The sequence below is a fragment of the Streptomyces sp. NPDC050738 genome, assembly GCF_040654175.1.
Taxonomy (GTDB): Bacteria; Actinomycetota; Actinomycetes; order Streptomycetales; family Streptomycetaceae; genus Streptomyces.
Genome location: NZ_JBFAHN010000003.1, coordinates 289,009 through 308,244, shown reverse-complemented (window position 1 = coordinate 308,244; position 19,236 = coordinate 289,009). Strand labels below are relative to the sequence as shown.

Annotated in this window: 17 protein-coding genes and 1 tRNA gene; 5 read left to right on the top strand and 13 right to left on the bottom strand. The window is 70.0% G+C overall.

The annotated features are described in order from the left end of the window. Positions 1–30 precede the first annotated feature (30 nt). Genes AB0H78_RS09430 through AB0H78_RS09415 form a run of 4 tightly spaced genes read right to left on the bottom strand, consistent with a single transcriptional unit; the run spans position 31 to position 4,770 of the window. On the bottom strand, positions 31–1,443 hold the full coding sequence (locus tag AB0H78_RS09430) for a GH1 family beta-glucosidase (protein WP_363233680.1): 1,413 nt from the start codon (positions 1,441–1,443) through the stop codon (positions 31–33). A 58-nt stretch (positions 1,444–1,501) separates the two neighbouring features. Next, complete coding sequence (locus AB0H78_RS09425; protein WP_363233679.1) at positions 1,502–2,398, bottom strand: carbohydrate ABC transporter permease; 897 nt, start codon at positions 2,396–2,398, stop codon at positions 1,502–1,504. 12 nt (positions 2,399–2,410) lie between these two features. Next, a complete protein-coding gene (locus tag AB0H78_RS09420; protein ID WP_363233678.1) occupies positions 2,411–3,427 on the bottom strand; it encodes a sugar ABC transporter permease in 1,017 nt (338 codons plus the stop codon). A gap of 5 nt (positions 3,428–3,432) precedes the next feature. Then, a complete protein-coding gene (locus AB0H78_RS09415) occupies positions 3,433–4,770 on the bottom strand; it encodes an extracellular solute-binding protein (RefSeq protein WP_363233677.1) in 1,338 nt (445 codons plus the stop codon). 210 nt (positions 4,771–4,980) lie between these two features. On the opposite strand from AB0H78_RS09415, the gene AB0H78_RS09410 reads away from it, so the two are divergent. Next, positions 4,981–6,030 (top strand): LacI family DNA-binding transcriptional regulator, encoded by a 1,050-nt coding sequence (locus tag AB0H78_RS09410; RefSeq protein WP_363233676.1) that lies wholly within the window; start codon positions 4,981–4,983, stop codon positions 6,028–6,030. A 6-nt stretch (positions 6,031–6,036) separates the two neighbouring features. Here the strand turns inward: AB0H78_RS09410 and AB0H78_RS09405 are convergent, their stop codons facing one another. Both AB0H78_RS09405 and AB0H78_RS09400 read right to left on the bottom strand, forming a co-directional pair. Continuing rightward, on the bottom strand, positions 6,037–6,990 hold the full coding sequence (locus AB0H78_RS09405; protein WP_363233675.1) for a sensor histidine kinase: 954 nt from the start codon (positions 6,988–6,990) through the stop codon (positions 6,037–6,039). After that, the gene (locus AB0H78_RS09400; RefSeq protein WP_363233674.1) at positions 6,987–7,856 is read right to left on the bottom strand and encodes an MEDS domain-containing protein; all 870 of its coding nucleotides are present in this window, start codon (positions 7,854–7,856) and stop codon (positions 6,987–6,989) included. Before AB0H78_RS09400 ends, AB0H78_RS09405 begins: the two co-directional genes overlap by 4 nt. A gap of 83 nt (positions 7,857–7,939) precedes the next feature. Between AB0H78_RS09400 and AB0H78_RS09395 the strand changes: the two genes are divergently transcribed. After that, complete coding sequence (locus tag AB0H78_RS09395; RefSeq protein WP_363233673.1) at positions 7,940–9,847, top strand: regulator; 1,908 nt, start codon at positions 7,940–7,942, stop codon at positions 9,845–9,847. 44 nt (positions 9,848–9,891) lie between these two features. Here the strand turns inward: AB0H78_RS09395 and AB0H78_RS09390 are convergent. The 4 genes from AB0H78_RS09390 to AB0H78_RS09375 all read right to left on the bottom strand — a co-directional run bounded on the left by AB0H78_RS09390 (position 9,892) and on the right by AB0H78_RS09375 (position 12,674). Next, a tRNA-His gene (locus AB0H78_RS09390) sits at positions 9,892–9,964 on the bottom strand. Between the two features lie 91 nt (positions 9,965–10,055). Beyond that, positions 10,056–10,658, bottom strand: coding sequence for an oligoribonuclease (gene orn / locus AB0H78_RS09385; protein WP_363233672.1), 603 nt, complete (start codon positions 10,656–10,658; stop codon positions 10,056–10,058). A 9-nt stretch (positions 10,659–10,667) separates the two neighbouring features. Further along, positions 10,668–11,900, bottom strand: a complete 1,233-nt coding sequence (locus tag AB0H78_RS09380) for a helix-turn-helix domain-containing protein (protein ID WP_363233670.1) — start codon at positions 11,898–11,900, stop codon at positions 10,668–10,670. A 390-nt stretch (positions 11,901–12,290) separates the two neighbouring features. Further along, complete coding sequence (locus AB0H78_RS09375; RefSeq protein WP_363233669.1) at positions 12,291–12,674, bottom strand: hypothetical protein; 384 nt, start codon at positions 12,672–12,674, stop codon at positions 12,291–12,293. Positions 12,675–12,999: 325 nt separating this feature from the next. Here AB0H78_RS09375 and AB0H78_RS09370 point away from each other — a divergent pair, with 325 nt between their 5' ends. Then, entirely contained in the window at positions 13,000–13,521 is a 522-nt protein-coding gene (locus AB0H78_RS09370; protein WP_363233668.1) for a universal stress protein, read from the top strand. A 144-nt stretch (positions 13,522–13,665) separates the two neighbouring features. Then, positions 13,666–14,235 (top strand): acetate uptake transporter, encoded by a 570-nt coding sequence (locus tag AB0H78_RS09365; RefSeq protein ID WP_363233667.1) that lies wholly within the window; start codon positions 13,666–13,668, stop codon positions 14,233–14,235. 123 nt (positions 14,236–14,358) lie between these two features. Here the strand turns inward: AB0H78_RS09365 and glmS are convergent, their stop codons facing one another. The 3 genes from glmS to AB0H78_RS09350 form a co-directional block, all read right to left on the bottom strand. Beyond that, positions 14,359–16,176, bottom strand: coding sequence for a glutamine--fructose-6-phosphate transaminase (isomerizing) (gene glmS, locus AB0H78_RS09360; RefSeq protein WP_363233666.1), 1,818 nt, complete (start codon positions 16,174–16,176; stop codon positions 14,359–14,361). A 19-nt stretch (positions 16,177–16,195) separates the two neighbouring features. Then, complete coding sequence (locus tag AB0H78_RS09355; protein WP_363233665.1) at positions 16,196–16,471, bottom strand: hypothetical protein; 276 nt, start codon at positions 16,469–16,471, stop codon at positions 16,196–16,198. An 85-nt stretch (positions 16,472–16,556) separates the two neighbouring features. Next, the gene (locus tag AB0H78_RS09350) at positions 16,557–17,456 is read right to left on the bottom strand and encodes a DUF4429 domain-containing protein (RefSeq protein WP_363233664.1); all 900 of its coding nucleotides are present in this window, start codon (positions 17,454–17,456) and stop codon (positions 16,557–16,559) included. A 143-nt stretch (positions 17,457–17,599) separates the two neighbouring features. Here AB0H78_RS09350 and AB0H78_RS09345 point away from each other — a divergent pair, with 143 nt between their 5' ends. Beyond that, positions 17,600–19,195, top strand: coding sequence for a beta-N-acetylhexosaminidase (locus AB0H78_RS09345; RefSeq protein WP_363233663.1), 1,596 nt, complete (start codon positions 17,600–17,602; stop codon positions 19,193–19,195). Positions 19,196–19,236 lie beyond the last annotated feature (41 nt).

Genomic DNA, 19,236 nt, shown 5'->3' with positions numbered 1-19,236 from the left:
CCCCGCGCCACGCCGCTGGATGAGGTCCCGTCAGGCGGCGGGAGTCTGCGGTAGTTCGCCTGTGCGCGCGCGATCCGCATACCAGTACGCGCTCGATTTGGGGGTGCGGACCTGGGTCTCGTAGTCGACGTACACCGCGCCGAAGCGCTTGCTGTAGCCGTAGGACCACTCGAAGTTGTCCAGCAGGGACCAGAGGTAGTAGCCGCGGACGTCCGCGCCGTCCCTGATCGCCCGGTGGGTCGCGTCCAGGTGTGCCTGGAGGTAGCGGATGCGGTCCGGGTCGTGGACCGTGCCGTCGGCGCCCGGCTTGTCGTCGTACGCCGCACCGTTCTCGGTGATGTAGATCGGCAGCCCGGGCGATTCGCGGGTGTAGCGCATGATCAGGTCGTGCAGGCCCGAGGCGTCCACGGTCCAGCCCATCTCGGTGCGCTCGCCCGGCAGCTGGTGGAACGCGACGTCGTCGGCGCACGGCCAGGGAGAGTGCTCGCTGGCGCCGTGGCCGTCCGCGCGTCGGGTGCCGGGGGTGGCGGGCGCAGCCGACACCAGGGTGGGCGTGTAGTAGTTCAGGCCCAGGGCGTCCAGCGGCTGGTGGATCGTCGCCAGGTCGCCGTCCTGGACGTAACTCCAGTCCGTGAGGCGGACGGTGTCCGAGATGAGGGTCGCGGGGTACGCGCCGTGCAGCATCGGGCCGTGGAAGATCCCATTGGCGAGGTGGTCGATGCGGCGGACCGCGTCCAGGTCCTCGGGCGAGGGCGAAAGCGGCCTGATCACCGAGGAGTTGAGGCTCACGGCGACGGTGTTGCGGGCCGGCATGGCCGCGCGCAGGGCCTTGGTGCCCAGGCCGTGCGCCAGGTTGAGGTGGTGGGCGGCGCGCAGCGTGGAGAGCGAGTCGGTGCGCCCGGGGGCGTGGACACCGGATCCGTACCCCAGGAAGGCGCTGCACCAGGGCTCGTTGAGGGTGATCCACTGCTCGACGCGGTCGCCGAGCGCCTCGCCCATGATGTGCGCGTACTCCGCGAAGCGGTACGCCGTCTCGCGTTCGGGCCAGCCGCCCGCGTCCTCCAGCTCCTGCGGCAGGTCCCAGTGATAGAGCGTCACGGCCGGCTTGATGCCCTTGTCGAGCAGCTCGTCGACCAGGCGCCGGTAGAAGTCCAGACCGCGCTGGATGGCGGGGCCGCGGCCGGTCGGCTGGACGCGCGACCAGGAGACGGAGAAGCGGTACGCGCTCAGGCCGAGCTCCGCCATCAGCGCCACGTCGTCGCGGTAGCGGTGGTAGTGGTCCACGGCCACGTCGCCGGTCTCGCCGCCCGCGGTCTTGCCGGGGGTGTGGCTGAAGGTGTCCCAGATGGAGGGGGTGCGGCCGTCCTCGCGTACCGCCCCCTCGATCTGATAGGCGGACGTGGCGGCGCCCCAGAGGAAACCGGGGGGAAAGCTTTCAGGCATGGGAGCGCTCCCAAATGAGTATGTACGGAAGGGGAGTTGGGGGTGGGGCCCTGCGCGGTCAGCCCTTGACCGCGCCCTGCATGATGCCGCCGACGATCTGCTTGCCGAAGAGGGCGAAGACCAGCAGCAGCGGAAGTGTGCCGAGCAGTGCGCCTGCCATGATCACGGACTGGTCCGGGGTGAAGCCGCGGCCGAGACCGGCGAGGGCGACCTGGACGGTGGGCTGTCCGTTCTGGGTGAGGACGAGGAACGGCCACAGGAAGTCGTTCCAGGTCTGTACGAAGGTGAGCATGCCGAGCACGGCCATCGCGGGGCGGGCCGCCGGGAACACGATGTGCCAGATGATGCGCCAGCTGCTCGCGCCGTCCACCCTGGCGGCCTCGATCAGCTCGTCGGGCAGCGCCTGCAGGAGGTACTGCCGCATGAAGAACACACCGAAGGCGCTCACCAGGGACGGCAGGATCACGGCCTGCAGCTGGTCGGCCCACTGGAGCTTGGCGACCATCATGTAGAGCGGGATCACGCTGAGCTGCGGCGGCACCATCATCGTCCCGATGATCACCAGGAGCAGGATGTTGCGGCCGCGGAAGCGCAGCTTGGCGAAGGCGAATCCGGCGATCGTGGAGAGCATGACGATCACGGCGGCCGAAGTGCCCGCCACGATCGTGGTGTTGAGCATCGCCTTGCCGAGATTGGCGTCGGTCCAGGCGAACTTGAGGTGGTCGAAGAGGTTGCCCCCGAACCACATCGGCGGCGGGGTCTGCGAGAGCCGGTTGTTGTTGCGGGACGCCGCTATCGCCGTCCATATCAGGGGCAGCAGCGAGCCCAGGGTGAACAGGATCAGCACGGCATAACCGAGCGGACCCGCCTTCAGCTGGCCGCCGGCGCGGGAGGCTCCTGGCTTGCGTATCGCCCTGGTCTTGGGTGTGCGGTGCGTGGGCACGGTCGTTGTCACGGCCGGTTCTCCTTAGCTACTGGCGCGCAGCCGGCGCGAGATGACGTAGTTGACCGCCCCGATCACCAGAAGGATCAGGAACATCATCCAGGCGATGGCGGATGCCCGGCCCAGGTGACCGTTGACCCAGCCCTGTTCGTACAGATAGAGCCCGAGCGTCTGGAACTGGTGCTCGCCGCCGCCGGAGGCGCCCGCGGTCTGGTCGTAGAGCAGCGGCTCACCGAAGAGCTGGCTGGCGCCGATGGTGGAGACGACGACGGTGAACAGGATCGTCGGGCGCAGCGAGGGCAGCGTGACATGGATGAACTGCCGCCAGCGCGAAGCGCCGTCGAGCGCCGCCGACTCGTACAGGTCGTGCGGAATGGCCTGCATCGCCGCCAGGTAGATCAGCGCGTTGTAGCCCGTCCAGCGCCAGATGACGATCGTGGAGACGGCGAACTGGGAGGTCCAGGTGCCGTTCTTCCAGTCGATCGCGCCGATGCCGACCTGGTGCAGGAGCCAGTTGATCATTCCGTAGTCGCGTCCGAAGAGGAGCGCGAAGACGAGGGTGGCCGCTGCGATCGAGGTGGCGTACGGAGCGAGCATCACGGTGCGGAAGAACGTCGAGCCACGCAGTTTGTAGTTGAGGAGATGGGCCAGGCCCATGGCCATCAGGAGCTGCGGGACGGTGGAGATGACCCCGATGGTCAGGGTGTTGCGCGCCGCGTTCCAGAAGAAGTGGTCGCCGAAGATCCGGGAGTAGTTGTGCAGTCCCGACCACTGCATGTCGGTGGGCGCGATCATCTCGACCGTGTGCAGCGAGGCCCAGCCCGTGTAGATCAGCGGGAAGAGCCCGAAGGCGACGAAGAGGACGAAGAACGGGGAGACGAAGGCGTACGGACTCCAGCGCACGTCCCGCCGCCAGCGGCGCGAAAGGCGCTCGCGCCGGCGGGTCTCGTCCGGCGATTCGGGGGTCCCTGCCGGGGAACCGGCCGGGGCCGCGCCCCCCTCCTTCAAGGGGGGCGCGGCGATGTGGTGCCGGGTGGCCATACCGGTCACTTCTCCAGGTTGTTGTCGATGGTGTCGGTGGCCGTCTTCCAGGCGTCCGCGGCGGACTTGCCCTTGGATGCCACGAGGAACACGCCGTTGTCCGACAGACCCTGCTGGATGATCGCGTCCTTCGGGCCGATGACCTGGACCGGGGCGGACTTGGCGGCCGCCGCGAAGATCGTGCCGATCGGGGCGTCACCGGTGAAGGGGTTCTTGGCGCCGGTCACGTCAGGCAGGGAGTACGCGGTCTGGGCGCTCGGGAAGGAGCCCTGGGCCACGAAGAGCTTCGCCTGCTGGGCGGGGGCCGTCAGCCACGCGGCGAGCTTGGCGGCCTCGGCCGTGTTCTTACCGGACTTGGGGACGCCCAGGAACGAACCGCCCCAGTTGCCGCCCTTCGGCGCCTGCGCCACGTCCCACTTGCCGGCGTCCGTGGCCTTGGCCGCACCCTTGAGGGTGCCGATCATCCACGGCGGGCAGGAGATCGCGGCGAACTTGCTGTTGGCTATCGCCTGGTTCCAAGTCGGCTGGAACTGCTGGAGCTTGCCGGTCAGACCCGCCGAAGCGGCCTCCGCGGTGAGGTTGAAGGCAGCCTTGATCGCGGGGTTGTCCTTGTAGGTGACCTTGCCGCTGCTGTCGTAGTACTTGGCCTTCTCGCTGCTGGTGATGGCATTGAGCAGACCGCCGGCGGAGTCCAGGAAGGTGGTCCCGGCCGGGGCGTTGGCCTGGTACTGCTTGCCGAGCGCGACGAGCTTGGACCAGTCGCCCGCCCACTTCTTGGCGAGCACTTCGCGATCGGTGGGGAGCCCGGCCGCCTTGAAGAGGTCCTTGCGGTAGCAGATCGCCATCGGACCGACGTCCGTGCCGAGGCCGACTGTGGCGCTGTCCTTGGTGGTGCCCTGCGCCCACTTCCAGTCCAGGAAGTCGCTCTTGTTGACCCCGGGCGCCTTGGAGAGGTCCTCGAACTTGGCCGCGAGGGCCGGGGTCCCGGTCACCTCGGCGATGTTGCCGACTTCGATGCCCTGGATGTCGGCGAGCCCGCTGCCGGTGGTCAGGTGGTTGACCAGCGCCGGGTAGTAGTTCTCGTTACGGGTGATGACCGTCTGCTGGATCTTGATGTTCGGGTGCAGCTTCTCGTAGTCCGCGTACAGCCCGGCCTCCTTGAAGCCGAACGTGCCGAACAGACCAAGAGTGATCGTCGTCTTGCCCTTGCTGTCCGAGCTGCCCTTGGAGCCGGTGCCGGAGCCCCCGTCGTCGCTGGAGCATCCGGACAGCAGAGCGGTGCCCAAGGCCGCGACGGCCGCGAGGACCACCACTTTCCTGGTCGTGCGGGTACGCGTGAACATTGCGTCCTCCTACAGAGTGCTGCTTCGTAGTGCGGCTACAAGGTGCGGTGTGTTACGTGCGGGTCCTGAAGGGGGAGGCCAGGGTGGGAGCGCTCCCATGCGTGATGTGTTGAAGAGTCGCCGTTCGGGTTTGGAGTGTCAAGGTTCCTGACGCCAGGACTTGGTTCAGTTATCCGACTGTGAGAAATTGGCCGCGAACGGGAGGCAGCCATGACGGCAGCGCGAGTACGGAGCGGGGGGCGTCCCACGCTCGAAGAAGTCGCGGCCCGCGCGGGGGTGGGGCGCGGCACCGCGTCCCGGGTGATCAACGGATCGCCGCGGGTCAGCGACCGCACCCGCGAAGCGGTCCAGGCGGCGGTCGACGAACTCGGTTACGTACCGAACCGCGCGGCCCGCGCCCTGGCGGCCAATCGCACCGACGCGATCGCCCTGGTGGTGCCCGAGCCGGAGACCCGGTTCTTCGCCGAGCCGTACTTCTCCGACATAGTGCGCGGCGTCGGATCGGCGATGGCCGACACCGAGATGCAGCTGCTGCTCACGCTGGTCGGCAACGACCGTGAGCGCGACCGGCTCGCGCAGTATCTGGCCGCGCACCGGGTGGACGGCGTACTGCTCGTATCGGTGCACGCGCACGACCCGCTGCCCGATCTCCTGGAGCAGCTCGACATCCCCGCGGTCATCAGCGGCCGGCGCTCCGACCACGAGACGCTGCCCTCCGTCGACTCCGACAACCTGGAGGGTGCCCGCAGCGCCGTGGGACACCTCATCTCGCGCGGCCGCCGCACCATCGCGCACATCACCGGCCGGCTCGACGTGTACGGCGCCCAGTGCCGCGTCGAGGGCTATCGCAAGGCCCTTGCCGCCGCCGGCCTGGACACCGACGAGTCCCTGCAGGCCTCCGGTGACTTCACGGAGGAGGGCGGGCGCCGCGCCATGACCCAACTCCTGGACCTTAGGCCGGACTTGGACGCCGTGTTCGCCGGTTCCGATGTGATGGCGGCAGGCGCCAGGCAGGTGCTGCGCGAGCGCGGGCGCACTATCCCCGGCGACGTCGCGCTCATCGGCTACGACGACTCGGCGATCGCCCGCCACATGGACCCGCCGCTGACCAGCGTGCGCCAGCCGATCGAGGAAATGGGCCGCGCGATGGCCAGACTTCTTCTCTCGGAGATCGCCGCACGCCGCCCCGGCGAGGTACGTACACAGCCGCGACCGCAGATCGTACTGCCCACCGAACTGGTGACACGCTTCAGCTCTTGAAGCTGCTCAGACCCTGAAGTGCATCCGTACGACCGATCCGCCCCGGGCGATCCGCTGCTCCACCAGGTCGCTCAACTGCCGTACCAGCCACATCCCATGGCCCGAGGCGGCCGTCGCCCGGGGCGGCAGATGCCCGGGGAAAAGAGCCTCGACCGGGGCGTGCACACCGCTGTCCGCGATCTCGAAGACCAGATACGCGGGCCGCGCCCACAGCCGCAGCACCGCGTGCCCCCCGCCGTGCCGCAGGGCGTTCAGCGCGCTCTCGTGCACGGCCGACATCACCTCGCGCACCCGCTCCTCGGACAGCCCGCCGCGGCGCGCGAACTCGCCCGCGGCACGACGTGCCGTCACCGATTCCCGGCGGTCGAAGGTGACCTCCCGAGAGGGATCCGGCGCCGGGTCGAGCGGTCCCGCGTCGGACTCGGCGTAGAAGTCCTCGGGGCGCGCATAGGCGTCGCTCACCGCCAAGTCACCCTCGGGTGCGGCGAGTTCGGGGTGGGTCCGGGCGGCGGTCGTCAGTACGTGCTCGCTCAGGTCCCGCTGGTCGTACGGACACAGGATCCAGTGCCCGCTCCGGGCGAAGGCCACATTGAGCAGCGATTCGTAGCGCATCCACTCGCGCGTCTCCAGCTCGCTGCGGCGCGACCAGACGGGCTCGCCGATCACCCGCACCCGGCGTGCGCCGCCCGTCGCGGTCGTCCCGTGCTCGGTGCAGTACGTGTGGTACCGCCCCAGCGTCCGGGACGGATAGCCGTACCAGTCGTCGGCGTCGATGAACTCCACGTCGCGCGCCCCGCCACCGAGCGCGTCGCGCAGCAGGCCGATGTTCCGGCGCTTCACCACCGCGAGCACCGCGTCCCCGCCGGCGAGCCCGTCGCGTACGAAGGGCTCGGTCCCCGCAAGGAACTCCTCGTCCGAGGCGTAGCGCAGAGCCTGGTGGACGAACTCGTCCCGCCTCATGTGGTCAGCTCCAGCCCGGGAACCCGGTCCCACCCCGTCACCCGCATCACCTTGCGCACATGCGGTGCGACGCCGTGCAGTACGAGTCTGCGCCCGCCGGCCGCCGAGAGACCCAGTGCGGTGAAGACCAGCAGCCGCAGGGCGCACACGTCCACGAATCCCAGTCCGCTCAGATCCAGCCGGGTGTCCGTCACCGCCCGGCACTCCGCGCGCAGCACCTCCGCGTGGAGCGCCCGGGCCAGTGCCGATACGTTCGAGTCGTCGACGTCACCCGTCAGGGCCAGACCGGGCGGGCTGAACGTCCTGGTGATCAGGAGCAGTTCGTCCTTCCAGACCGGGTCGGGGCCCACCTGCCCCCGGTGCAGTTCGTCCAGCGGCGCCAGTTCCCGCCGGCCGAAGACCCGGCGGTCGTACAGGCAGATCCCCAGGACCGGGTGGGTGCCGAAGACCTGGTCGAGCAGGACCTCGCTGTCCTTGAGCGTCTTGAAGGCGGACCCGGCGCTGCTGTGCAGGATCTCCATCGACACCCGCAGCCCCAGCATCCCGTCGTCGACCGCACGCCGGGCCTCGCGCCGCACCAGGTCGTCCACGTCCCACAGCCCGTCGGCCGTCGCGAGCTGGGTGTCCACGACGAGGCGCCGCTCCGCGAGGGCGCCCAGCAGGTCGATCCCGCTGTGCTCCAGGAAGCCGAGGGTGACGTCGGGCGGGGCGTCCACGGGGGCCAGGAACAGGCAGCGGTGTCCGCTGGCCAGTCCGTCCAGTACGAAGGAGGCGAGAACCGCGTCGCGCTCCTCGTCCGTGCCGTACCCCAGGAAGAAATGATCGCCCGGGCGCATCCGCCCGACCGCGGTCAGAGCCGTAGTCACGCTCCTTACGCTACGCCGGGCCCGGTGCGCGCGGGAGTGGCTATGGTGATCTCCAGCACATCGGGGCACGTCGAGGGGGAGAGGTGGCTGCCTCATTGCCCGGAGCACGCAAGGGCGAACCGCTCCCGGATGCCGATCGGTTCATCGGGCGGCGTGAGGAACTCGACGCCCTCGGTGCTCTGTTGGCGGCCGGCACGGGGCCGGTCACCCTGACCGGACCCGGCGGAGTGGGCAAGACCCGGCTCGCGCTGCGGGCCGCACAGGAGGCCGGGGCGGCGTACCCCGGCGGGGTGCGGCTGGTCGAGCTGGCCGCGCTGCGCGACCCGGCGCTGCTGCCCGGGACCATCGCCCTGGCCGCAGAGTCGGCCGGACCGGCGGCGCTGCTGATCCTCGACACCTGTGAACATCTGCGCGCGGCATGCGTCCGCGCGATCACCGAACTCCAGTCCGACCAGCCATGGTTGACGATTCTGGCCACCAGCAGGCAGCCGCTCGGCGCCCCCGGTGAACAGATCCTGGTGATCGACCCGCTGCCGCCGCAGGACGCGGTGGAGCTCTTCATCGCGCGGGCCGACCCGGACCTCGTACGCGGCGAGGCAGGCCGGAGTCTGGCCGCCGAGGTCTGCGCCGGGCAGGACGGCATCCCGCTCGCCATCGAACTCGCCGCCCGGCTGCGGTCCGTGCTCCCCGCCGTGCCCCCGCAGTCCCGCCCGGACCGCCACCGCACCCTGCGCACCTCGATCGGCTGGAGCCATGAACTCTGCACGCCGCTGGAGCGGCTGCTCTGGGCGCGGCTCGCGGTCTTCGCGGGCGGCTGGGACGCGGAGGCGGCGGAGTTCGTCTGCCACGGCGGGCCGCTCCAGGGCGATCAGGTCCTGCGGCTGCTCGGCACGCTGACCGAAAAGTCGATCGTACGGAAAGAGGGTGCGGGCCCCGGAGCGCGGTACCGGATGCTCGACGGCGTAAGGGAGTTCGGCGCGCAGTGGCTCGCCGAACTGGGCGAGGCGGACGCGGTGCGCCACAGCCACCACGACTACTTCCGCTGGCTGGCCAGGCGCGGTGACGCCGAGTGGCTGGGGCCCGAGCAGCAGGCCTGGTCCGAGCGGTTGTCGGCCGACCACGCCAATCTGCGGATCGCGCTGGAGCACGGTCTGGAGGTGCCGGGCCGGCGGACGGTCCTCGACATGGCGGGCTCGCTCTGGTTCTTCTGGTACGCCTGCGGCCACGCACAGGAAGGCCGGCGCTATCTGGAGCGGGCCCTGGCCGGCGAGGACGCCCCGGGCCCCGAGCGGTCGCTCGCGGCCTGGGCCCATGCGCTCGTCACCCTCACCCAGGACGACCTGGACGCGGCGGAGGAGGTCGGCGCGGCCTTCGCCGGGCGCCTGCTGCCGTTGGCCGGCGCGAGTCTTGCCGTACGGGGTGAGGCCGCCCGCTCGCTGGTGCCCACAGGCGGCGGGGGCGGCGCGGAGTTCTTCCGGCTGCTCTCCCTCGCGCTGCGGGCCTACCTGCTGGCCGGCCAGGGCGCCTTCTCCCGTGCGGCGCGGGCCGCCGATCAGCTGCGTACCGAATGCGAGGCGCGCGGCGAGCTGTGGATGCGGGCCTGGGGCGACTACTTCCGCGGCCTGGCCGAGCTCGGCCTCGGCAGCGCGGAGCGCGCCGCCTCCTTCGCCCGCGGCGCGCTGGCCGCCAAGTGGCGGCTGCACGATGTCCTGGGCACGGCGGCCGCCGTCGACCTCCTCGCCGCGGCGCTGGCCCACGGCGCGGAACCGGCCGGTGCGGCCCGCCTCCTCGGCGCCTCCTCCCGGCTCTGGCCGGCGGCAGGCCTCCCTCAGCTGGGCGCCTTGGAGACCTCCGCCTTCCGCCGGGCCTGCGCCGCGCGCCTGAGCGAGGCACTCGGAGCACAGCGCTATGCGGAGGAGTACGCGGCGGGCCGCGCCCTGACCCCGGAGGCGGCCGTAGCCCTGGCCGCGCGCGAAACGTTCGGGACATGACGAAGGCCCGACCTGTTCTCACAGGTCGGGCCTTGATCGTTCAGGGTGAGTAACGGGACTTGAACCCGCGACATCCTGGACCACAACCAGGTGCTCTGCCAGCTGAGCTATACCCACCATGACCATGTCGTTTCCGACCGGCCGAGAAGAAGTCTACAGGGTCCCGGAGGGTGCTCGCGCCCCCCTTTTCCAGGGCCCTTCGCCCAGGCTATTCCGCAGGCAGGACGTGCTTCGCCGCGATCGCCTTCGCGGTGTCCGAGTCCGGTCCGGGCTGCGGGACGAAGACCGCATCCCGGTAGTAGCGCAGCTCCGTGATCGAGTCACGGATGTCGGCGAGCGCCCGGTGGTTGCCGTTCTTGGCCGGGCTGTTGAAGTACGCCCGCGGGTACCAGCGCCGCGACAGCTCCTTGATCGAGGAGACGTCGACGATGCGGTAGTGGAGGTAGCCCTCCAGGTCGGGCATGTCCCGCAGGAGGAAGCCGCGGTCGGTGCCGACCGAGTTCCCGCAGAGCGGAGCCTTGCCCGGTTCCTTGACGTGTTCACGTACGTACGCCAGGACCTGCTCCTCGGCTTCGGCGAGGGTGGTGCCCTGCTCCAGCTCGTCCAGGAGGCCGGACGAGGTGTGCATCTTGCGCACCACGTCCGGCATCGTCTCCAGCGCCTCGGCGGGCGGGCGGATCACGATGTCCACCCCTTCACCGAGCACGTTCAGCTCCGAGTCGGTGACCAGCGCGGCCACCTCAATGAGTGCGTCGTCCGTCAACGAGAGCCCGGTCATCTCGCAGTCGATCCACACCATGCGATCGTTCATGCGTCTACCTTATGGCGCACTCCGCGGTCCAGGCACCGCCGCACGCCCCGGAGCGTACGTATCGGAGCTCGGTTTGCCCGGGTCCGGTGGGGCCGGGGACGTCGCCGCCGGACCCGACGGGGCGGTCGCGGCCGCCGCCCGGCGGGTCTGGGAGACCACCGTCTCGGCGGCTCCGGCGCCGGTCACGGCCATCGCCGGGGGCTCGCTCTGCGGCCTGCGGGCGCGGTACGCGGCCCGGTAAGCGGCCGGGGAGGACCCCAGCTGCCGCCGGAAATGGCCGCGCAGGGCCACCGGGGAACGGAATCCGCAGCGGCCCGCCACCTCGTCGACCGAGTACTCGGACGTCTCGAGGAGGCGCTGGGCCTGCAGCACCCGCTGGGTGATCAGCCACTGCAGCGGCGCACTGCCCGTCAGCGAGCGGAACCGCCGGTCGAAGGTGCGGCGGCTCATGTACGCACGCGCGGCGAGCGTCTCCACGTCGAACTGCTCGTGGAGGTGCTCCAGCGCCCAGGCCACGACCTCGGCGAGCGGGTCGGAGCCGATCTCCTCGGGCAGCGACCGGTCGAGATAGCGCTCCTGGCCGCCACTGCGCCGCGGCGGTACGACCAGGCGGCGGGCGAGTGCACCGGCCGCCTCCGTACCGTGGTCGCTGCGCACGATGTGCAGACACAGATCGATTCCGGCCGCGGTCCCCGCGGAGGTCAGCACGTCGCCGTCGTCCACGAAGAGCTCACGCGGGTCCACGTGCACCGAGGGATAGCGCTTGGCGAGCGTCGGCGCGTACATCCAGTGCGTGGTCGCCGGGCGGCCGTCGAGCAGGCCGGCGGCCGCAAGGACGAACGCGCCGGTGCACAGACCGACGATGCGCGCGCCCTCCTCGTGCGCACGGCGCAGCGCGTCCAGCGCGTCCGACGGTGGTGGCGAGGTGATCGACCGCCAGGCCGGTACGACGACGGTGCCCGCCCGCGCGATCGCCTCCAGGCCGTAGGGCGCGGTGAGTTCGAGTCCGCCGGTGGTCCGCAGCGGTCCCTCCTCGCCGCCGGCGACCAACAGCCGGTAGCGCGGAACCCCGGCGTCCTGGCGGTCGATCCCGAAGACGGAGAGCGGAATGGAACTCTCGAAGATGGGGCCGCCGCTGAACAGCAGCACAGCGACGATCTCCTTGCGGCGACGCCCCGAGAGCTTCCGTGCGGCCTCCGGTGCGGCGATGGAGTCCTGGCTCTGGCTCTGGCCCTGGCTCATGGCGCTAAGCCCCCCTCGTTGCTCACGGCTCCCTGCTCATTGCGAGCTTGTTGCTCCTGCACGCTGCTGCCCCTCGGTCCTGCACAAGATCCCCCGCCGTCCTCTGGCCATGATCGAATCTACTGTGTCCCGTGGTGGTGCCGTGACAAGTTCAGCCCACGGCACTATGTCGACATGGCAACTTGGCGTGAAGCATTCGATCACGAAGCGTTCCACTCACAGGCCGCGCAGGGAAGTACGCCTCACGCGCATGGCCCGTCCCCGTAGGGTGCATCGCCGTGCAAATGGCCATTCATCCCTGGTGGCACGGGGGTTGGCGGGTCATTCCGCCAAGCTCGTGGCCGTGCGGTGAAGTTGGCTGAAAACAGCGGGGGCGTGTGTGCGAATCAGTCAGCCCTCCGGCGCATGCTCCCCGGCGTGACGGCCGCCCCGGTGCGCCCCGGAGCCCGTGCGCCCGTGCCGGCCCCGATGGGGCGCGGACTGCTCGGCGGCGATCTGCGCCGCGGTGCGCTCGGAGCGGAGCAGCAGCAGTCGTACGGAGACGGTCACGGCGGCGAGCCCGAGAGCGGCCAGGAGGGCGGGGGTGAACCCGGTTCCGTACACGACAAGGACGACAGGGACCAGGACGCAGCTGAATGCCGCCCAGCGGACGACCTCGGAGCCGGAATCCGACAGCGGCGCCGGGGGCGCGGCGGGGGGAGTCGCGGGGGGCGGCGGTCCTGGGGCACGGCGGCGGCCGCTCGACGGGGCGGGGACGGTCGGCGGTGCTGACACGGCGGGCTCCCTGTGCTCCCTGGGCGGTGGTGGGACAAACCGCTTGCATAACGGGGTGCAAGCGCTTGCGGTCACTGAGGGGCGCCCGGGCGGCGGGGAAGGGGACAAAGCTGTAAATGCCACAAGGCATTGCCTAAGGGGGGCCTGCTCGTGCATGCTCCCTGGAACGCCGGAGTGGTTCGGCAGGCTCTGGGCAGGAGAGGAGTGTCGCCGTACCCTTGGGGGTATGGGGTTGGGAAGATGATTCCCGGACACAACTCCACTGCCGACTAGCTCTTTGATCGTCCCGTTCCCTCCTCAGAGGATCTCCTTCGCCGAGACACCGATGGCCGGTTACGAATACTCCGAACCCGCAGACCGCAAGCAGGTAGCCGACCCCGCGTCGGACCTCCAGGCGGCAGAAGAGACACGTCACGCCTGCGACCCGGCCTTCCGGCACGGGGTCGTCATCGGCTTCGACGGGTCGACCTCCAGCGAGCGCGCGCTCGCGTACGCCATCGGCATGGCGCTCAGATCCGGCTCCGGCCTGATCATCGTCCATGTCGCCAACCGGCTGCCGACCACGGTGTGGGCGGGCTGCGAGCCCCCCGTCTTCGTGGACGTCCCCGATCACCGCACCGAAGTGCTCGGACTCGAACTGGCCTGTGCGGACTATCTGTCCGAGGTGCCGTGGATCCTGGTCGAGCGCGGCGGCGACATCTGCCATGAGCTGGAAGAGGTCGGCCGGGAGTATTCGGCCGACGCGATCGTGGTGGGCTCCACGCACGGGATCGTGGGCCGGATCTTCGGGTCGGTCGCCGGGCGGCTCGCGCGGCGTGCGCAGCGGCCGGTCATCGTCATTCCCTGAACCTGGTGGCACAGTCCCGTAGTTGGCGTCAACTCCCGCTTGACAGTGCGAAAACTACCAGCGCGTAGAGGTGGATTGTGCCCTTGTGAAGGGTACATAACGGTCGCTGGGAAGCAGCATCACTGCACTTGAAGGGAGCCCGCCGTGGACAACGACGTCTCTGCGGGAAGCACCACATCGACTCTCGGCCATCTCGCTCTGGGCCTCACCCTGCTGGCCTTCGGTATCGGAGCCACAGGTGTCATCGACGGCGTGACCACAGCCAACGCCGTTCCGATCGCCACCTTCGTCGGCGGTATCGCACTGTTCATCGCGGGACTCTTCGAGTTCCGGGCCGGAAACTCCTTCTCCGGTACGGCCTTCGCGGGGCTCGGCGCCTTCTGGTTCACCTGGGCCGCCGCCTCCGACACCACGGTCTCGGCGCACGCCGCCGGACTCTTCCTGCTGCTGTGGGCGCTGCTCGCCCTCAGCCTGACCCTGGGCGCGGCGGGCAGCGGACTGCTCTCGCAGGGGACGTACGGACTCTTCTTCGCCTCGCTGGTCCTGCTGGCCGTGGCGGCCTTCGCCGACAACAACAGCCTGGCCAAGGTGGGGGGTTGGGTGGCCGCGGTCGCCGGACTCGCCGCCTGGTACGGGGCGACGGCCGCGCTCGCCAAGTGGCCCACGGAGGTTCCTGGACGTGCTGCCGGCCGGGGGGTGACGGCCGCCGGCTGAGCAGCCACACGCGCCGGTGCAATGGGCGGCATCGGCGCATACGAGAGCGACCCCCGTGCGCATGGTGGCGCGCACGGGGGTCGCTCTTGTCTGCCTTGTCTGCCTTGTCTGCGTACGCGGGTGCTACTCGACCGTGACCGACTTGGCGAGGTTGCGCGGCTTGTCGATGTCGCGGCCCAGGTGCAACGCCGTGTGGTAGGCGAGGAGTTGGAGCGGGATGCCCAGCAGGATCGGGTCCAGTTCGTCCTCGTTCTTGGGGACGATGATCGTGTGGTCCGCCTTCTCCTGCTCCTGGTGCGCGACCGCGAGGATCTTGCCGCTGCGCGCCTTGATCTCCTCCAGCGCCGCCCGGTTCTTCTCCAGCAGGTCGTCGTCGGGGACGATCGCGACCGTCGGCATCGCGGGCTCGATGAGCGCGAGCGGGCCGTGCTTCAGCTCGGAGGCGGGGTAGGCCTCGGCGTGGATGTACGAGACCTCCTTGAGCTTCAGCGAGGCCTCGCGGGCGACGGGATAGCCGCGTACCCGGCCGATGAACATCATCGACTTGGCCTCGGCGTAGTGCTTCGCCAGCTTCTTGATCTCGCCCTCGGTCTTGAGGATCTCGTCGATCTGGCCGGGCAGCCGGCGCAGGCCCTCGATGATCCGCTTGCCGTCGGTGACCGAGAGGTCGCGGATGCGGCCCAGGTGCAGCGCGAGGAGCGCGAAGGCGACGACCGTGTTGGTGAAGCACTTGGTGGAGACGACGCAGACCTCCGGGCCCGCGTGGACGTACATCCCGCCGTCCGCCTCGCGGGCGATGGCGGAGCCGACGACGTTCACGACGCCCAGGACCTTGGCGCCCTTGCGCTTCAGCTCCTGGACCGCGGCGAGGACGTCGTACGTCTCGCCGGACTGGGAGACCGCGACGTACAGGGTGTCGGGGTCGACCACCGGGTTGCGGTAGCGGAACTCCGAGGCGGGCTCGGCGTCCGCGGGGATGCGGGCGAGCTCCTCGATGAGCTGGGCGCCGATCTGGCCCGCGTGGTACGAGGTGCCGCAGCCGAGGATCTTGATCCGGCGCACCCCGCGCGCCTCACGGGCGTCCAGGTTCAGCCCGTCCAGGCGGACCGTGGCGAACCGGTCGTTGATCCGGCCGCGCAGGACGCGGTCGACGGCCTCCGCCTGCTCGGAGATCTCCTTGTGCATGTACGTGTCGTGGCCGCCCATGTCGTACGAGGCGGCCTCCCACTCCACGGTCGTGGGCGAGGCGGTGGTGCTGGTGCCCTCGGTCGTGTACGTACGGAAGTCGTCGGCCTTCAGCGTCGCCATCTCGCCGTCGTCCAGCGTGACGATCTGGCGGGTGTGCGAGACCAGCGCGGCGACGTCCGAGGCGACGAACATCTCCTTGTCGCCGATGCCGAGCACCACGGGCGAGCCGTTGCGGGCGACGACGATGCGGTCGGAGAAGTCGGCGTGCAGCACGGCGATGCCGTACGTGCCCTCGACGATCCGCAGTGCGTCGCGGACCTTCTCCTCCAGCGTCTCGGAGGTGGAGCGGGCGATCAGGTGGACCAGCACCTCGGTGTCGGTCTCGGAGGCGAAGTCGACGCCGTCGGCGATCAGCTTGGCGCGCAGGTCGGTGGCGTTGTCGATGATGCCGTTGTGGACGACGGCGACCTTGCCCTCGTTGTCCAGGTGGGGGTGCGCGTTCTCGTCGCTCGGTGCGCCGTGGGTGGCCCAGCGGGTGTGGGCGATGCCGGTGGTCCCCGCGAAGCGCTTGGGGACACGGGACTCCAGCTCGCGGACCCGGCCCTTGGCCTTGACGGTCTTGAGCCCGGCGGCCTTGGGGCCCGTGATGGCGATGCCCGCGGAGTCGTAACCGCGGTACTCCAGTCGCTGCAGCCCCTCCAGCAGCAGCGGCGCCACATCACGCTTGCCGATGTATCCGACGATTCCGCACATATCGTTCCTCCGGGTCGTTCTAGCCGTAGATCATGCGGCGCAGCTGCCGCAGGGAGAGCTCGGGGGGCGCCACTGCACGATGAGGCAGCTCCTCCGAGATCCGCTCGAAGATGTCCGGGTTGTTCAGTCCGCGTGCCTGCAGCTCACGATGGCGGCGGCGGACGTATTCCTCGGTCGTCTCGTCGAAATACGCGAGCACGTCGAGGATCACCCGGGCGGCCTCACCACGTTGCAGCGTGGTGGAGCGGACCAGGTGATCGATGAGGTCGTCGTATGACGGACGTGTTTCGAGCACCCGCTGATACTGCGGGCCCGTGGGGCGCTTTGCAAGATTTCTGCCCGCTTTCGGGCAGGAGGGGTGGCAATCGGCTCTGTCGGGGCTAGTGCAGTCGCTTCAGGATGGCCTGTTTCGCCTCTTTGAACTCTCCGTCATCGAGAATTCCGGCCTGGTGGAGCTCGCCGAGCTCGCGCAGGCGACGGAGCAGTGCGTCGTGGTCGCCGGCGTCCGGTTCCGGACGGGCGGGAGCGGGGGCGGACGCAGGCGCAGGCGTGGGCGTGGGCGCGGGTGCGGGCAGTTCCGGCAGTCCCCGGTCGAGGCGCGCGGCCACCGCCGCCCCGACGAGCGCCATCAGAGGGTCCTTCTTGAATCCCCAGAGCTCGACGGCGTACGGGTCGTACTTGGCGGGCGCGGCGGTCGCGGCCTGCGGGACGACGAAGCGCAGGAAGCCGTTCTCCAGCCCGGCGCACGGCTGCCACTTCACCTTCTGTACGTCCCTGAGCGGGATCGTCACCGGCCCGGCGGAGCGCTTGGAGTCCTCGGTCTTCCAGTTCCACTCCAGGCGGATCTGCTCGCCGTCGAAGGTGACGGAGCCGTCCCCGGCGGCGGCCGAGACGGGGACGGCGGGTCCGGGAAGCAGGAATCGGTCGACCGGGCCTGTGGGCACCTGGTCGAGGAGCAGGGCGTTGCGGACCTCGTCGACGAGGTACTCGGCGACGCCCGAGCGGTCGGGCTCGACGGCCAGCTGGTACGGGTCGCTGGAGCCTTCCAGGCGGCCGGCTGTCACCTGCAGCAGCGGGTCGGCGCCGTCGCGCAGCCGCAGTCGAAGGCGGCCGCCCTTCTTGCCTGACTCGAAGCTGATCCCCGCCAACGCGCCGAGTGGGACGGCGAGTTCACCGACGGTCTGGCGCAGCAGGCTCACGCCCTTGTCGCGGCCGGGCACGATACGCACCGTGTCCCCGTCGAACGTCCAGGTGCCGTCCTTCTGGATGATTTCCGCCATGCACAGGATTGTCGCACCGGCCGGCAGAACGAAGTGGTCTACACCTTGACCGCGAGTGGGGCGGACGGGTCCCATGGTGGGCGTTCGGTTGCCCTTCACCACAGTCGCGTGACCCCGTCGAAAGCGTCGAAAGGGACCCGCTTGTGAGACAGCACAGAACATTTCCCCGCCTGCTCGGTTCGCTGCTGCTGGTCGCCGCGGCCGGAATCTCTTGCGTGGGCGCCACGCACGCCCCCGCCGCCACCCCGTCGGTCCGTCCGCTCGACCAGATCATCCCTGCCCCCGCCTCGGTCGCGCCGGGCGGATCCGCGTACGCCCTCACCAGCCGGACCCGGATCCAGGTCGAAGGGTCGCGCGAGGTGCGCGCGATCGGCTCGTACCTGGCCGGGGTGCTGCGGCCGTCCACCGGATTCCGGCTGCCGGTCACCGCCGGGGGGAACGGCTCCCAGGACGGGATCCGGCTGCGGATCAGTGCGTACGAGAAGGGCTTCGGCGACGAGGGCTACCGCCTGGTCAGCGGCGCGCACGGCGTCACGATCACCGCCCGTAAACCCGCCGGGCTCTTCCACGGCGTGCAGACGCTGCGCCAGCTGCTGCCGGCCTCGGTCGAGAAGGACACCCGCCAGAGCGGCCCCTGGAAGATCGCGGGCGGCACCGTCACCGATACGCCGCGCTACTCCTACCGGGGCGCGATGATCGACGTCTCGCGGCACTTCTTCACCGTCGAGCAGGTCAAGCGGTACGTCGACCAGCTGGCGCTCTACAAGATCAACAAGCTCCATCTCCATCTGAGCGACGACCAGGGGTGGCGCATCGCCATCAACTCCTGGCCCCGGCTGGCCACTTACGGCGGATCGACGGCGGTCGGCGGCGGCAAGGGCGGCTACTACACGCAGGCCGACTACAAGGAGATCGTCCGGTACGCGGCCTCGCGCTATCTGGAGGTCGTCCCCGAGATCGACACCCCCTCCCACACGAACGCGGCACTCGCCTCGTACGCGGAGCTCAACTGCGACGGCGTCGCGCCCCCGCTCTACACCGGCACGGAGGTCGGATTCAGCTCGCTGTGCGCCGGGAAGCCGGTGACGTACGACTTCATGGACGACGTGGTGCGCGAGCTGGCGGCGATCACCCCCGGCGCGTACATCCACATCGGCGGCGACGAGGCGCACTCGACGAGCCACGAGGACTACCGGACGTACATGGAGAAGGCGCAGGCGATCGTCCAGAAGCACGGGAAGACCGTGATGGGCTGGCACCAGCTCGTCGGTGGCAGCCCGGTGAAGGGCGCGGTCGCGCAGTACTGGGGCACGGAGGGCGACGAGGCGGACGTGGTGGCGGCGGCGAAGGCCGGCACCAAGCTGGTCATGTCGCCCGCCAACCGCGCCTACCTGGACATGAAATACGACGCGAACACCCCGCTCGGCCAGGACTGGGCGGGTCTGGTCGAGGTCGACACGTCCTACAACTGGGACCCTGCGACCTTCCTCAAGGGGGCACCGGCCAATTCGATTCTGGGCGTCGAGGCGCCGATCTGGACGGAGACGCTGACCAACAGCGACGAGATCGAGTTCATGGCGTTCCCGCGTCTGCCGGGCATCGCCGAGCTCGGCTGGTCGCCTGTCTCCACGCACAACTGGGACGCGTACAAGACGCGGCTGGCCCAGCAGGGGCCGCGGTTCACCGCCCTGGGGATCGACTACTACCGGTCGCCCGTCGTGCCCTGGCCCGCGGGCTAGGAGGAGAGCGCTGTGGGTGGCCCCGGGGAGAGCTTTCCCCG

Bases quoted from the DNA above. Each gene is read 5' to 3' on its own strand.
- AB0H78_RS09430 (WP_363233680.1), bottom strand. From the start codon at position 1,443: ATGCCTGAAAGCTTTCCCCCCGGTTTCCTCTGGGGCGCCGCCACGTCC.
- AB0H78_RS09420 (WP_363233678.1), bottom strand. From the start codon at position 3,427: ATGGCCACCCGGCACCACATCGCCGCGCCCCCCTTGAAGGAGGGGGGC.
- AB0H78_RS09415 (WP_363233677.1), bottom strand. From the start codon at position 4,770: ATGTTCACGCGTACCCGCACGACCAGGAAAGTGGTGGTCCTCGCGGCC.
- AB0H78_RS09410 (WP_363233676.1), top strand. From the start codon at position 4,981: ATGACGGCAGCGCGAGTACGGAGCGGGGGGCGTCCCACGCTCGAAGAA.
- AB0H78_RS09405 (WP_363233675.1), bottom strand. From the start codon at position 6,990: ATGAGGCGGGACGAGTTCGTCCACCAGGCTCTGCGCTACGCCTCGGAC.
- orn (WP_363233672.1), bottom strand. From the start codon at position 10,658: ATGAACGATCGCATGGTGTGGATCGACTGCGAGATGACCGGGCTCTCG.
- AB0H78_RS09380 (WP_363233670.1), bottom strand. From the start codon at position 11,900: ATGAGCCAGGGCCAGAGCCAGAGCCAGGACTCCATCGCCGCACCGGAG.
- AB0H78_RS09370 (WP_363233668.1), top strand. From the start codon at position 13,000: ATGGCCGGTTACGAATACTCCGAACCCGCAGACCGCAAGCAGGTAGCC.
- glmS (WP_363233666.1), bottom strand. From the start codon at position 16,176: ATGTGCGGAATCGTCGGATACATCGGCAAGCGTGATGTGGCGCCGCTG.
- AB0H78_RS09350 (WP_363233664.1), bottom strand. From the start codon at position 17,456: ATGGCGGAAATCATCCAGAAGGACGGCACCTGGACGTTCGACGGGGAC.